Origin of the sequence: Methylobrevis pamukkalensis, assembly GCF_001720135.1 — a bacterium.
Classification (GTDB): Bacteria; Pseudomonadota; Alphaproteobacteria; order Rhizobiales; family Pleomorphomonadaceae; genus Methylobrevis; species Methylobrevis pamukkalensis.
The window spans coordinates 55,220-68,758 of the sequence record NZ_MCRJ01000003.1; the positions used below are offsets into that span (position 1 = coordinate 55,220).

The 13,539-nt window shown below is 70.1% G+C and carries 10 protein-coding genes and 2 pseudogenes; 6 read left to right on the forward strand and 6 right to left on the reverse strand.

The genetic code is table 11. From position 1 onward, the window contains the following. Nucleotides 1-53: 53 nt before the first annotated feature. Nucleotides 54-1,439: an argininosuccinate lyase gene (gene argH, locus A6302_RS01410; RefSeq protein WP_069305543.1), complete on the reverse strand. Its 1,386-nt coding sequence runs from the start codon at nt 1,437-1,439 to the stop codon at nt 54-56. A gap of 32 nt (nt 1,440-1,471) precedes the next feature. On the opposite strand from argH, the gene tlpA reads away from it, so the two are divergent. The 3 genes and pseudogenes from tlpA to A6302_RS01425 all read left to right on the forward strand — a co-directional run bounded on the left by tlpA (nt 1,472) and on the right by A6302_RS01425 (nt 4,084). Beyond that, nucleotides 1,472-2,119: a thiol:disulfide interchange protein TlpA gene (tlpA, locus tag A6302_RS01415; RefSeq protein ID WP_069305544.1), complete on the forward strand. Its 648-nt coding sequence runs from the start codon at nt 1,472-1,474 to the stop codon at nt 2,117-2,119. A 127-nt stretch (nt 2,120-2,246) separates the two neighbouring features. After that, a pseudogene (gene hutH, locus A6302_RS01420) lies at nt 2,247-3,778 on the forward strand (histidine ammonia-lyase). A 42-nt stretch (nt 3,779-3,820) separates the two neighbouring features. Then, nucleotides 3,821-4,084 (forward strand): 2Fe-2S iron-sulfur cluster-binding protein, encoded by a 264-nt coding sequence (locus A6302_RS01425; protein ID WP_069305545.1) that lies wholly within the window; start codon nt 3,821-3,823, stop codon nt 4,082-4,084. Between the two features lie 49 nt (nt 4,085-4,133). On the opposite strand, the gene A6302_RS01430 is transcribed toward A6302_RS01425, so the two are convergent. From A6302_RS01430 to A6302_RS01440, 3 genes are all read right to left on the reverse strand, one after another. Then, nucleotides 4,134-4,895, reverse strand: a complete 762-nt coding sequence (locus A6302_RS01430; protein WP_210183239.1) for a phytanoyl-CoA dioxygenase family protein — start codon at nt 4,893-4,895, stop codon at nt 4,134-4,136. After that, the gene (locus A6302_RS01435; protein WP_069305546.1) at nt 4,883-6,259 is read right to left on the reverse strand and encodes an FAD-binding oxidoreductase; all 1,377 of its coding nucleotides are present in this window, start codon (nt 6,257-6,259) and stop codon (nt 4,883-4,885) included. The genes A6302_RS01430 and A6302_RS01435 overlap by 13 nt, the downstream gene beginning before the upstream one ends. Before the next feature lie 309 nt (nt 6,260-6,568). Next, nucleotides 6,569-7,612 (reverse strand): aromatic ring-hydroxylating dioxygenase subunit alpha, encoded by a 1,044-nt coding sequence (locus A6302_RS01440; protein ID WP_069305547.1) that lies wholly within the window; start codon nt 7,610-7,612, stop codon nt 6,569-6,571. A gap of 134 nt (nt 7,613-7,746) precedes the next feature. On the opposite strand from A6302_RS01440, the gene A6302_RS01445 reads away from it, so the two are divergent. Further along, nucleotides 7,747-8,844, forward strand: coding sequence for a LysR family transcriptional regulator (locus tag A6302_RS01445; RefSeq protein ID WP_083255397.1), 1,098 nt, complete (start codon nt 7,747-7,749; stop codon nt 8,842-8,844). A 13-nt stretch (nt 8,845-8,857) separates the two neighbouring features. Here the strand turns inward: A6302_RS01445 and hutI are convergent, their stop codons facing one another. Next, complete coding sequence (hutI, locus tag A6302_RS01450; RefSeq protein WP_069305556.1) at nt 8,858-10,084, reverse strand: imidazolonepropionase; 1,227 nt, start codon at nt 10,082-10,084, stop codon at nt 8,858-8,860. Between the two features lie 25 nt (nt 10,085-10,109). Next, nucleotides 10,110-11,489 carry a formimidoylglutamate deiminase gene (locus tag A6302_RS01455; protein WP_069305548.1) on the reverse strand — a complete coding sequence of 460 codons (1,380 nt, stop codon included), beginning with the start codon at nt 11,487-11,489 and terminating at the stop codon, nt 10,110-10,112. 488 nt (nt 11,490-11,977) lie between these two features. Between A6302_RS01455 and hutC the strand changes: the two are divergent. Then, nucleotides 11,978-12,717 (forward strand): annotated as a pseudogene (hutC, locus tag A6302_RS01460) (histidine utilization repressor). Nucleotides 12,718-12,859: 142 nt separating this feature from the next. Beyond that, on the forward strand, nt 12,860-13,539 hold a 680-nt coding region (locus A6302_RS01465; RefSeq protein ID WP_141703356.1), incomplete at its 3' end, for a hypothetical protein.

Genomic DNA, 13,539 nt, shown 5'->3' on the forward strand with positions numbered 1-13,539 from the left:
CAGGGACAGGGTGAGGGGGCGCCGCACACGAGGCGCCTGCCTTCAACCCGTTGTCATGTCCCCGAAAGCCGGGCCTGCCAGCGTGCCACCATGGCCCGGACGTTGCCCGGCGCCGTGCCGCCGTAGCTGGTGCGGCTTCTCACCGAATCATCGACGGTGAGCACCTCGAACACCGCGTCCGTGATCCGCCGATCCACCGCCTGCATGTCGGCCAGCGGCACGTCGGCCAGCTCGATGCCGCGGTCGGCGGCGATCGCCACGATCCGGCCGGTGATGTGGTGGGCGTCGCGGAACGGCACGCCGCCGGCGCGCACCAGCCAGTCGGCAAGGTCCGTGGCGGTGGAAAAGCCCGAGCCGGCCGCGGCCCGCATCGCCGCCTCGTTCACGGTCATGTCGGCGATCATGCCGGTCATCGCCGCGATCACCAGCGAGAAGCTCTGCAGGCAGTCGAAGGTCTGCTCCTTGTCTTCCTGCATGTCCTTGGAATAGGCGAGCGGCAGGCCCTTCATCACGATCAGGAGGCCGTTGAGGTCGCCGATGATCCGGCCGGACTTGGCGCGCACCAGTTCGGCGGCGTCCGGATTGCGCTTCTGCGGCATGATCGACGAGCCGGTGGAGAAGCGGTCGGACAGCCGGACGAAGCGGAACTGCGCCGACGACCAGATCACGATCTCCTCCGCCAGCCGCGACAGGTGCACCGCCGCGATTGCCGCCGCCGCCATCACCTCCAGCGCGAAGTCGCGGTCGGACACGCTGTCGAGCGAATTGGCGGTCGGCCGGTCGAAGCCGAGGGCGGCCGCCGTCATCTCCCGGTCGATCGGGAACGAGGTGCCGGCGAGGGCCGCGGCGCCGAGCGGGCATTCGTTGAGGCGGCGGCGGGCATCCACCAGCCGGCTGCGGTCGCGCTCGAACATCTCCACATAGGCCATCATGTGGTGGCCGAAGGTCACCGGCTGGGCCGACTGCAGATGGGTGAAGCCCGGCATCACGGTGTCGGCATGCTCGCCCGCGCGGGCAAGCAGCGCTTTCATCAGCCCGCCGATCTGGACGATCAGCTGGTCGGTGGTGTCGCGCACCCAGAGCTTGAAGTCGGTCGCCACCTGGTCGTTGCGCGAACGGGCGGTGTGCAGCCGGCCGGCCGGCTCGCCGATGATCTCCTTCAGCCGGGCCTCCACGTTCATGTGGATGTCCTCGAGGGCTCGCGAGAACGTGAAGCGGCCGGTCTCGATCTCGTTCTTGACTTGGGCAAGGCCCGATGTGATTGCCTCGACATCCGCGGCGGTGAGGACGCCGGCCTTCTCGAGCATCGCCGCATGGGCGAGCGAGCCGGCGATATCCTGGGCGTAGAGCTTCCGGTCGTAGTCGATGGAGGCGTTGATCTCCTCCATGATGGCGTCGGGGCCTTCGGTGAAACGGCCACCCCACATACGGTTGCTCATGGTCCGGGCTCCGGGAACAGAAAAGAGACGAGATGGCAGACAAGGCAGTGCGTCGCCGGGTGATCGCCTGGGTGGGTCTCGCAGCGGTGGCGGGCCTTTTCGCCGGTATCGGCGCGGTATACGTGAGCGGAGAGGTCGCTGGCAACGGCGACGGCGTCGATTGCGCGCCGGCCGTGGCCGCGGCCGAGGCCCTGCGGCCGCTGGCGCGCGGCGAGGTCGCCGCCTTCCTGCCCGCCGAACGGCCGATGTCGCTCGCCGCTCTCACCGTCATGGGGGCCGACGGCGTGCCCGTGTCGCTGGCCGCCCTTGCCGACAAGCCGCTGTTCGTCAATCTCTGGGCCACCTGGTGCGCCCCTTGCCGCGCCGAGATGCCGGCGATCTCGCGCATGGCCGACGCGCTCGGCGACAAGGCGGGCGTGGTCGCCATCAACCTCGACACCGGCGACTACGCCAAGGCGCAGGCCTTCCTCGACGAGATCGGCGTCGACAATCTCGGCGCCTGGCGCGATCCGCGCATGAAGATCTTCAACGACCTGAAGGCCGAGGGCCTGGCCTTCGGCCTGCCGACGACGCTCGTCGTCGCCCCCGGCGGCTGCCAGCTCGGCGTCATGCACGGCCCGGCGGAATGGGACAGCCCCGAGGCGATCGCGCTGATGGAAGCGGCGACCGGCGGGAGCTGATCGCGGTCCGGCGATCACGATCTGTCGGGCACTTTCTGACAGGCGCATTCCACGCTTTTCCGTTGACACCTCCCGTGCGCTCTTCCATTTTGTATAGACATATTCATGTCCATGGATGGAGCCTTCGATGACGGTTCTCGCGCTCGAACCCGGCCACGTTCCGCTCGCGACCTGGCGCGCGATCCTTCACGGCGCCGACGCTGCGCTCGCCGAGGGCTGGCGCGGGCCGGTGGAACGGGCGGCGGCGACGGTGGCCGCCATCGTCGAGAAGGGCGCGCCGGTCTACGGCATCAACACCGGCTTCGGGAAGCTCGCCAGCGTGCGCATCGACGCCGTCGACCTCGAGACGCTCCAGCGCAACATCGTGCTCAGCCATGCCGCCGGCACCGGCGAGGCCTGCCCGCGCGCGTCGTGCGGCTGATGATGGCGCTGAAGCTCGCGAGCCTTGCCCAGGGCTATTCGGGCGTGCGGCCGGAGACGGTCGAACTGCTCGGTGCCATGCTCGCCCGCGACGTGATCCCGGTGATCCCGGCGCAGGGCTCCGTCGGCGCCTCGGGCGATCTGGCGCCGCTGTCGCACATGACGGCGGTGATGATCGGCGTCGGCGAGGCCGACACGCCGGACGGGCGCCGCCCCGCCGCCGACGCGCTGGCGGCCGCCAACCTGTCGCCGGCCGTGCTCGGGCCGAAGGAAGGGCTCGCCCTTCTCAACGGCACCCAGTTCTCCACCGCCTTCGCCCTTGCCGGCCTGTTCGACGCCGAGGACGCCTTCCGGGCCGCCCTCGTCGCCGGCGCGCTCTCCACCGACGCCGCGCGCGGCTCCGACGCGCCCTTCGATCCGCGCATCCACGCCGTCCGCCGCCATGCCGGCCAGTCCGAGACGGCGGCGGCGCTGCGGACGCTGATGGCCGGCAGCGCCATCCGCGTCTCGCATCTGGAAAACGACGAGCGGGTGCAGGATCCCTACTGCCTGCGCTGCCAGCCGCAGGTGATGGGCGCGGTGCTGACCGTGCTGCGCCAGGCGGCCGAGACGCTGGCGACCGAGGCCAACGGCGTTTCCGACAACCCGCTGATCTTCACCGACGAGGGCGACGCGCTGTCGGGCGGCAACTTCCACGCCGAGCCGGTCGCCTTTGCCGCCGACATGATCGCCATGGCGATCTGCGAGATAGGCTCCCTGTCGGAGCGGCGCACCGCGATGCTGGTCGATCCGGCGCTGTCCGGCCTGCCGGCCTTCCTGACGCCGAGGCCCGGGCTCAACTCCGGCTTCATGATCCCGCAGGTGACCGCGGCGGCGCTCGTGTCGGAAAACAAGACCCGTGCCTTCCCGGCCAGCGTCGATTCGATCCCGACCTCCGCCAACCAGGAGGACCACGTGTCGATGGCCGCCCATGGCGCCCGCCGCCTGCGCGAGATGGCGACGAACCTGCGCGCCGTCGTCGCCATCGAGGCGCTGGCCGCGGCCCAGGGCTGCGACTTCCACGCGCCGCTTTCCAGCAGCCCGGCGCTGGAGGCGGTGCGCGCGCTGATCCGGGCCAGGGTTCCGCATCTGGACGAGGACCGGCATTTCCACCCGGACATGGAAGCGGCGATCGCGCTGGTTGCCTCCGGCGCGCTGGTCGCGGCCGCCGGCATCGACCTGCCCGGCGTATCCGGGTAAGACCGGAGACAGCATGACGGCGCAGACGACAGGAGCGACGCGATGAGCGATGAGATCACGGTCACCTTTTCCAAGGCGGGCATCGAGGCGCCGTGGGACCCGGAGTGCGAGTCCCTGCTCGATTTTGCCGAGGAGCAGGGGCTGACGCCGCCCTTCAGCTGCCGGGGCGGCATCTGCAACACCTGCCGGCAGACGCTGGTCTCCGGCGAGATCACCTATTTCGAGGAGCCGCTCGATCCGCCGGAAGAGGGCTTCCTGCTGATGTGCTGCTCCCGTCCGGTGACGTCGGTGGTGATCGCGATCTAGCCCCTCCAGGCCACCGGGAAATCCGGGCCGTCCAGTGGCTCGCCGGTCTTCAGCGTGAGATGGGCGAAGGACGGCGAGCCCTTGCCGCCGCGGTCGACGAACACCGCATCGTCGCCGACCCAGCGGGCGGAAAACACCCGCCGCCGCGAGGACGAGGTGTTGGCCGGGGCGCCGTGCAGGGTGCGGAAGTGAAGGCGACGGCGTCGCCCGGCTCCAGCGCCCAGCCGAGGATGCGCCAGGCGTCGCGGTCGGCGTCGATGTCGGGCACGGCGGCGCGGGGGTCGTTCTCGTAGAGCGGCGTGCCGTCGAAGCGCTCGGGCCGATGGTCGAGCCCGCTGGCGTGGGTGCCGGCGACGCATTCGAGGGTGGTGGCGCGGGCGACCGGATCGAGCGGGATCCAGAAGCTCACCGACTGCCGGCCGCCGACGCAGTAATAGGGCATGTCCTGGTGCCAGGGCGTCACCATCGAATTGCCCGGCTCCTTGACCAGCACATGGTCGTGGAAGAAGCGGGCGGTGGTCGAGCCCATGAGCGCGGCGGCGATCTCGCCGGCCGGCGAGGTGCGCACGAAGGCCTCGAATTCGGCAATGTCCTGCCAGTTGCAGAGATCCTGGAAGAAGCGGGCGCTGCCGTCCTTCGGCGTGTAGCTGCGCTCGCGCGGGCTGGGATTGGCCATCAGCTTCGCCACGCCTTCGCGCAGCGGCGCCACCCAGTCGGCAAAGACGCCGCGCAGGATCGTGGCGCCATCGGTGCGGAAGGCATCGACGGTGGCCGTATCGACGAGGCGGCTGGCGGGTCTCACGTCGTCCATGAGGGCATCCTTTCGGGATCTGCGGCCGCCGGGGCGACGACCTTGCCGGGGTTCATCAGGTTGTCGGGATCGACAACGGCCTTGAGCGCCGCCATCAGCGCCAGCTTCACCGGGTCGCCGTGGGCGCGAAGGGCACCGACCCGCTTCGACCCGACGCCGTGCTCGGCGGAAAACGAGCCGCCGCGCGCGCCGAGGCCGCGGTAGACCGCCGCGTCGATCGCGTTTGCAAGCAGTTCGGCCAGCGGTCCGGGACGGTTCATCAGGATATGCAGGTTGCCGTCGGCGAGATGGCCGAAGACGAAGGGGCTGAGGTCCGGATCGATGACGCCAAGCCTCTCGCCAAGCTCTTCGAGATAGCCCTCGATCTCGGACAGCGGCAGCGACACGTCGTAGGACGGCGCCATCGGATATTGCCGGTAGACCGCCTCGGTGTCCTCGCGCAGCCGCCAGATCTCCGCGTCCTGCCGCACGGACGAGGAGACGAGACCGCCGGCGCCCGGAAAGGCGTCCGACACCGCCTCGAACACGGCAAGCAGCGCCGGCTCCAGCGCCGCGCGGCTCTCGCCCTCGATCATCAGCGCCAGATGCAGCGGCGCGGCATGGTCATAGGCCGGGTCCTGCCAGCCCTGCACCGCGGAGGTGAGGTCGAAATAGCCCTTCCACATCGCCTCGGCCATGCGCAGCCGCGCCGACCCGAGCCGGCCCGCCGCATCGACCGCGAGGTGCACGGCGTCCACGGACGGCAGCGAGAACAGCGCCGTCAGGGTCGCGGCCGGCAGCGGCTCCAGCTTCAGCACCACCCTGGTGACGACACCGAGCGTGCCCTCCGCGCCGATCAGGAGGTGTTTGAGATCATAGCCGGCGCTGACCTTGACGATCCGGGTCAGGTCCGACAGCACGGAACCATCCGGCATCACCGCCTCGAGGCCGAGCACCCGGTGGCGCATCACCCCGTAGCGGTGGGCGAGCACGCCGCCGGCATTGGTGGAGATCATCCCGCCGATCGTCGCCGATCCGCGCGCGGCGAGATCGATGCCGATCTCGAGGCCGTGGAGGGCGGCCTCCGCGGCGACGGTCTCGAGAATCGCCCCGGCCTCCACCGTCGCCGTGCGCTCCAGCGGATCGAGCCGCACAATGCGGTTCATGCGCGACAGCGACAGCGCGATCTCGCCCGACCGGGTGATGCCGCCGCCGACCAGCCCGGTGCGCCCGCCCTGCGGCACGATCGCGGCACCGTGGGCGCGGGCGATTTCGACCACGGCCGCGACCTCTGCCGTGGATCCCGGCTGCACGAGCAGCCCGCCGGCGAGATTGTCCGGATGCCAGCCGGGATCGAGCGCGGCGACCGCATCGCCGGTGAGCACGTGGCGGGCGCGATGGCGTGGGCGAGGGCGTCAGCGAGGGAGGGGGCGGTCATCGGGGCTCGCTGGGAGGGGGATGGGGGAATAGGGCGGGAGGCGAGGCAGGCCCCCACATCCGGCCCTTCGGGCCACCTTCTCCCCGATGGGGAGAAGACACTCGCGGCAGGTTCAGTGCCAATGGGGAGACACATCGCTCACGGCGACCACCAATCTTCTCCCCGACGGGGAGAAGGTGGCGCGCAGCGCCGGATGAGGGGGCGCGGCCTCTCCTCTTCCCGAAGTCTCTCGATCAGAACGATCGGACCCCAGCCGCTATTCCGCCGCCTGCGCCAGCGGCCGCTCGGCCTCGACCAGTTCGCGGATGTGCTTGCGGAAGCGCAGGGGGCCGGCGTCGATCTTGAGGTCGAGGTTGGGGCTCGTCTTGGTGTCCATGCCGATCTGGACGGCGTTGAGCACCACCCGGTCTTCCTCGAAGGCAAAGCGCACGGATTTGGAGAAGCTCTCCGACACCGCCTCGTCGCCGGGCGCGAAGTTGCGCATCTGGAACCAGAAATAGCGCGTCCGCTTCTCGTCGATCGGGGTCATGAAGTTGTAGCTGTCCATCAGGAACACGTCCGGATGCAGCGGCTTGTCGTCGCCGCCGGTGCCGGCGGGGGTGAACAGCGCCTTGATGATCGCGTGGCTCGGGTAGCGCACCTCGTAGTGCTGCAGCCGGTCGCAGTGGCCGGCAAACTTCACGAAGGGCGCGTAGAAGGGCGCCACCTCCACGTCCATCATCCAGCGCGAGACCACGACGCCGTTGCCCCTGGCGTTGCTGCGGGTCTGCACCGGAATGTCCTCGCAGGCGGCGTTGCCGAAGGACGACTGGTGCACCCAGGCGACATGCGAGGGGTCGAGCAGGTTGTCGCAGACGTAGAGATAGTTGCAGTCGACGGTCATCTCGTCGCCGAGCGTGGTGCCCCAGGCGGGGTTGCCCCACTGCTCCACCTCGAAGATCTTCGCCGGGTCGGCCAGCGCGCGGTCGCCCATCCAGATCCACAGGAAGCCGTAGCGCTCGACCAGCGGATAGGCCTTCACCTGCGCCACATGCGGGATCTTCTCGGCGCCGGGCACCCGCGTGCAGACGCCGCCGCAGTCGAAGCGCAGGCCGTGATAGCCGCATTCCACCTCGTCGCCGAGCAGCCGGCCCATGGACAGCGGCAGCTTGCGGTGCGGGCAGGCGTCTTCCAGCGCCACCGCCACGCCGTCCTGCCGGCGGTAGAGCAGCACGTTCTCGCCCAGCATGCGCACCTGGCGCAGGCTGCGGTCGACCGTGCGGTCGAGGGCCGCGACATACCATGCGTTCCTGACGAACATCGTGTCTCTCCGGATTGCCGTTCCCTTGGGATTTTCCCGGATCCTGCGGCCGATCCGGCCTCGCGACTAGCCGAAATCGATTGCGATTCATTTTAGCTGTTCTAAATTGTGACGGCTCGTCTTCAGGAGGACAGATGGTCTCGCGCCTGCCGCCGCTGCGTTCGCTCCAGACCTTCGAGGCCGTCGGCCGCATCGGCAGCATCGGCGGGGCCGCGCGCGAGCTCGGCGTCTCGCCCGGCGCCGTCACCCAGCAGATCCACCTGCTGGAGGCGGACCTCGGCCTGCAGCTGGTGGAGCGGGCCGGGCGCGGCGTCGCGCTCACCACCTGGGGCCGGCGCTTCCACCGCCGCATCGCCGGCGCCTTCGCCGAACTGCGCGAGGCCCGCGACGACATCGACCGCGCCCGCCGCTCGGGCAACCTCACGGTCAGCGCCCTGTCGTCGGTGGCGGCGCGCTGGCTCGGGCCGAAGCTCTACGACTGGCAGGCCGCCCACCCGGACAGTCTCGTCCACGTGCACGGCACCGAGGGCGAGCCGGTGTTCGGCGACGGCACGGTCGACTTCCGCATCTCCTACGGCGACCGCGTCAGCGGTTACGAGCGCAGCGCGGCCCTGTTCACCGACTGGGTGGTGCCGGTGGCCGCCCCCGGCCTCGTCGGGACGACGCCGCTCTCCGACCCGCGCGACATCCTGCGCTGCCCGCTGTTCGGCATCGACTGGGAGCCTTATTTCAAATCGCCGCCGAGCTGGTCGCAATGGTTCCGCGGCCTCGGCATCGACACCGGGCCGCTGAAGATGGCGCTGACCTTCTCCCTGTCGGCGCAGGCAATCGACGAGGCCATCGCCGGGCGCGGCGTGGTGCTGGCGCAATGCTCGATGATCGGCGGCGAGGTTGCGGCCGGCCGCTGGCGGTGGTGCATCCACACCGGCTGCGCCTGGAGGAGCCGTATTTCCTCGCCTGGGACGGGGCGGCGCTGGACAAGCCCGGCGGCCGCGACTTTCGCGACTGGGTGCTGGGTCTCGCCCGTGAGTATGCCGCCGAGGCGGAGGGCTGGCGGGAAGGGCCATAATACCGCCGCGCCGATGAACGGACGCGGTCGGCCTCATCCTGAGGAGGGCGCTCGTGCGCCCGTCTCGAAGGACGAGGCCGCCCCCCGCCCTTCGAGACGGCCCGTTCCGGGCCTCCTCAGGGTGAGGGCGGAGAGAGGTCGGTTCATACGCGCGATGGTATAATTGTGGAGCACGTTCAGCGCCGGATCATCCGCCCGCGCACCACGCGCGCATGCAGCGGATTGAAGCCGATCCGGTAGACGAGTTCGGCGGGCCGATCGATGTCCCAGATCGCCATATCGCAGTGCTTGCCGTCCTCCAGCGTGCCGAGATCGCGGTGACGGCCGAGCGCGCGCGCCGCCTCGCGGGTGACGCCGGCGACGACCTCGTCGACGGTCATGCGGAACAGGGTTGCGGCCATGTTCATGGCGAGCAGCAGCGAGGTCAGCGGCGCGGTGCCGGGGTTGCAGTCGGTGGCGACCGCCATCGGCACGCCGGCCGCGCGGAAGGCGGCGATCGGCGGCGCCTGGGTCTCGCGGATCGTGTAATAGGCGCCGGGCAGCATCACCGCCACCGAGCCGGCCGCGGCCATCGCCGCAACGCCGTCCGCGTCCGTGTATTCGAGATGATCGACCGACAGCGCGCCGAAGCGGGCGGCGAGCGCCGCGCCGTGGAGATTGGAGAGCTGATCGGCATGAAGCTTGACCGGCAGGCCGAGCTTGCGGGCCGCCGCGAACACCTGCGCTGTCTCCTCGCCCGAAAAGGCGATGCCCTCCATGAAGGCATCGACCGCGTCGGCCAGCCCCTCGCGCGCCGCCGCCGGCAGGATCTCGTCGATGACGAGGCGCAGATAGCCGGCGCGGTCCGCGCGATACTCCGGCGGCAGGGCATGGGCCGCAAGGCAGGTGGTGACGACCTCCACCGCGCGCTCGGTGCCAAGCCGGCGCGCGGCGCGCAGCATGGCAAGTTCGCTGTCCAGACTCAGCCCGTAGCCGGACTTGATCTCGACCGTCGTCACGCCCTCGGCCAGGAGCGCGTCGAGCCGGGGCAGGGCCGCGGCGACAAGCTGGTCCTCGCTCGCCGCCCGCGTCGCCGTCACCGTGGAGTTGATGCCGCCGCCGGCCCGCGCAATCTCCTCGTAGCTGGCGCCGGCCAGCCGCAGCTCGAACTCGCGGGCGCGGTCGCCGCCGTGGACGAGATGGGTGTGGCAGTCGATCAGGCCGGGGGTCACCCAGCGGCCCTCCAGATCGACGAGATCGACCGCGTCCCCGCCCATGGACGGCGGGTCGTTGCCCTCGCCGACCCAGAGGATGCGGCCCTCGTCCGAGAGGATTGCCCCGTCCTCGATCACCCCGAGGCCCGGCAGGCGCGGGTCGAGGGTGGCAAGGCGGGCGTGGTGTAGAGCGTCTTCATGGCAGGAAATCCCGGTGAGCGGCGGGGTGTTCCGCTCAGTTGGAGAGGCGCGCGATGGCGGCCGCAAACGCCGCGTCGATCGCCGCGTCGTCCGCGTGGCGACGATCCGCGATGCGCCAGACGCCTTCGACCATCACGTCGCGCACCGCGCGGTCGCCGAGCGCGAAGATCCAGCGGTCAAGCCGGGTGTCGCCGCGGGCGGCGGCAAGGAAGGCGTCCTCGCCGTCCAGCACCAGCAGCGAGGCCGGCGCGCCGACGCGCAGGCCATGCACGCGCTCGCCCGCCGCCTGCCAGCCGCCGGCCAGCGCGGTGTCATAGAGCGTGCGGCCGTTGGAGCGGCCGGGGCCGGTGACGACGCGCACGCGCCGCTGGTCGCGCAGGCGCTGGCTGTATTCCAGCTGGCGCAGTTCCTCGGCCGGGCTGAAGGAGACGTGGCTGTCGGTGCCCACACCGAACACCCCGCCCTGGCCAAGGAACTCCGTCGCCGGAAAGATGCCGTCGCCGAGGCTCGCTTCCGTGGTCGGACACAGGCCGACGACGGCGCCGCTCTGCGCGATGCGGGCCACTTCCTCTGCATTGATGTGGGTGGCGTGGATCAGCACCCAGCGCCGGTCCACGGGCAGTTCGTCGCAAAGATAGGTCACCGGCCGCCGGCCGCAGAAGGCGAGGCAGTCGTCCACCTCGCGGTGCTGCTCGGCCACGTGGATGTGCACCGGCATGTCGGCGGGAAGCGCGGCGAGCAGCGCGCGGATCTCGTCGATGGTTGCCGCCCGCAGCGAATGCGGGGCGACGCCGAGGCGCACGCCGGCCGCAGTGCAGGCGGGGCCAAGCGTCTCCATCAGCGCGAGGAAGGCCGGCAGGTCGTGGAGAAAGCGGCGCTGGCCGGGGCTCGGCGCCGCGCCGCCGAAATTGCCGTGGGCGTAGAACACCGGCAGCAGCGTCATGCCGATGCCGGCGGCGGCTTTGGCGGCGAGGATGCGCCGGCTCATTTCCGCCGGATCGGCATGGGGCGCGCCGTCCGCGCCGTGGTGCAGATAGTGGAACTCGCAGATATGGGCAAAGCCGGCCTTCAGCATGTCCACATAGAGCCGGGCGGCCACCGCCTCGGCGTCCTGCGGCGACAGGAGGCCGACGATGCGGTACATCTCCTCGCGCCAGGTCCAGAAGCTGTCCTCGGTCGGCCCGGCCACTTCGGCAAGGCCGGCCATGGCGCGCTGGAAGGCATGGGAATGAAGATCGACGAGGGCCGGCACCACCGGCCCCGCGGCGATGTCGTCGCCGGGTGCTGCGGCAACGCCCGTCTCCACGCCGGCGATGCGGCCGGCGGCGTCAACGCCGACCCGCACGTCCTCGGCCCAGCCCTCGGGCAGGAGGGCGTCGCGGGCATGGAGATGGCGGACGGCGGTCGTGGACATCGGCGGCGGCCTCTGGCAATGTTGTATAGTCAACTTGGCGGAAATGCTGCCGCGCCGCAAGGGGGCAAACGGGGGGTGGCGGCAGATCGGGAGTCGGCAGGTCGCAGGTCGGTTGGGCGGCGGTTGACAGACGGTGGGGTGCGGGTGTCGGGCTCGGCCCCTCGTTCGTCTTTGCCGGGCCTGACCCGGCAACCCACTGGCCTCTCCGCGCCGGGTGGTCTATCCGGCTGTCATGGGCATGTCCCGCCGCGCTGCCGGGGCTTTCCCTCGTCCTTCGAGACGGCCCTTGCGGGCCTCCTCAGGATGAGGGAAAGGGCAACGGCCTGCAATGAAACGAGGAATTACCGGAGGCCTCATCCCGATGAGGCTGGAACGGAACGTCCCGGAGGCCTCATCCTGAGGAGGCCCGCAAGGGCCGTCTCGAAGGACGAGGCCGGGGCGCCGGCCCTGCCGTTGGCAAACCGGACACTGGAGGATGGGCGAGCGTGATGACGGGACCTTCGGACGGGCGCGAGCCGGGCGAGCCGCTCTATCAGGGGCTGAAGCGCGAGATCCGCGACCGGATCGCCCGTGGCGACTGGGCGGCCGGCACGCGGGTGCCGTCGGAAAACGAGCTCGTCGCCGAATTCGGCGTCTCGCGCATGACCGCCAACCGCGCGCTGCGGGAACTCGCCGCCGAGGGGCTGGTGGTGCGGGTCAAGGGCGCCGGCTCCTTCGTGGCCGACGCCAAGGGCCATTCGGCGCTGGTGGAGGTGCGCAACATCGCCGACGAGATCCGCGCCCGCGGCCATGACCACCGCGCGAGGTGATCGCGCTCGCCGAGATCCCGGCCGCCCCGGAGATCGCCGACCGGCTGGGCCTCGCCCTCGGCGCGCCGGTGTTCCACTCGCTGATCGTCCACCGCGAGAACGACGTGCCGGTGCAACTGGAAGACCGCCACGTGGCGCCCGCGCAGGCGCCCGGCTACCTCGCCCAGGATTTCGTCCGCTCCACGCCCAACGCCTTCCTCTCGGCGGTCGCCCCGCTCAGCCACGCCGAACACGCGGTGGAAGCCGTGCTGCCTCAGCCCTGGGAATGCCGCCTCCTCGCCATCGCCCGCACCGACCCCTGCCTCCTCGTCCACCGCCGGACATTCGCGGGATTGGCGCCGGTCTCGCTCGCGCGGCTGGTGTATCCGGGCGGGCGGTATCGGCTGGAGGGGCGGTTTTCGGGGGCGAGTGCGGGGTAGGGCTGACGCGCCGTCGCCTCTGCGGGTCGCGGAACCTCAGCGGCGGCTTGCCGAAACGGAAAAAGATCCTTGAGCAAACTTATCCTGCGTCGGCGGACTTCAACCTTTAGGATGGCGAGCAGGCAAGACCGGACGTCGTCCGGTGGGGGCGGTGAAGCACATGCGGCAAGTCTGTTTTCATATCGGGGCCCACAAGACGGCGTCCTCGCTCCTGCAGACATTGATGAACGCGAACAGGGCAACCTTCGAGACGGCCGATTGCGAAATCGTGCGGCGGCGCGACCTCGTGGCCACGCCATTCTTCGAAGATCTGCACGCCCATCTTGAAAGCGGCGTGCAGGAGCCTTCGGAGGCGGCCCTGTCCGACATTGCACGGCTTGAACATTCCAGCCGCGCGCGCATGATCATCACGAACGAAGACATCGTGAAATTCGTCAGACCTCCCGGCTTTTACGATCAGGCCCCGGAAGCAATCCGGTTTTTCCGCACGTGCGGGCTTGGCGGAGACTATCGCGTCATTCTCTACACCCGCGAGCAGTCCTCTTATGTCGAATCCGTCTACGTCCAGCTCATCCAGCTTGGAAGCACCATGACCTTCCCGGAGTTCTGGGAAAACTGGAAGCGGGTCAACCTCTCGTGGTCATCCGTGGCAGAACGGCTGGTGGAGTTTCTCGGGCCCGACGCGGTCACGGTCATTCCCTATGAAAGCATCCGGCGTCTGGGCACCGAAGGATACTTCCGGGAATTCCTGCGTCACTGTGGCATTCCCGATGCGGGCGACCTCGATACATCGTCCGTCTCGGGCACCGGCGGGAATTTCAG

What these genes read in the sequence shown, in the direction of transcription:
- A6302_RS01455 (WP_069305548.1), bottom strand. Translation starts at nt 11,489, where the DNA reads ATGTCCACGACCGCCGTCCGCCATCTCCATGCCCGCGACGCCCTCCTG.
- A6302_RS01430 (WP_210183239.1), bottom strand. Translation starts at nt 4,895, where the DNA reads ATGGACGACGTGAGACCCGCCAGCCGCCTCGTCGATACGGCCACCGTC.
- tlpA (WP_069305544.1), top strand. Translation starts at nt 1,472, where the DNA reads ATGGCAGACAAGGCAGTGCGTCGCCGGGTGATCGCCTGGGTGGGTCTC.
- A6302_RS01425 (WP_069305545.1), top strand. Translation starts at nt 3,821, where the DNA reads ATGAGCGATGAGATCACGGTCACCTTTTCCAAGGCGGGCATCGAGGCG.
- A6302_RS01445 (WP_083255397.1), top strand. Translation starts at nt 7,747, where the DNA reads ATGGTCTCGCGCCTGCCGCCGCTGCGTTCGCTCCAGACCTTCGAGGCC.
- A6302_RS01440 (WP_069305547.1), bottom strand. Translation starts at nt 7,612, where the DNA reads ATGTTCGTCAGGAACGCATGGTATGTCGCGGCCCTCGACCGCACGGTC.
- argH (WP_069305543.1), bottom strand. Translation starts at nt 1,439, where the DNA reads ATGAGCAACCGTATGTGGGGTGGCCGTTTCACCGAAGGCCCCGACGCC.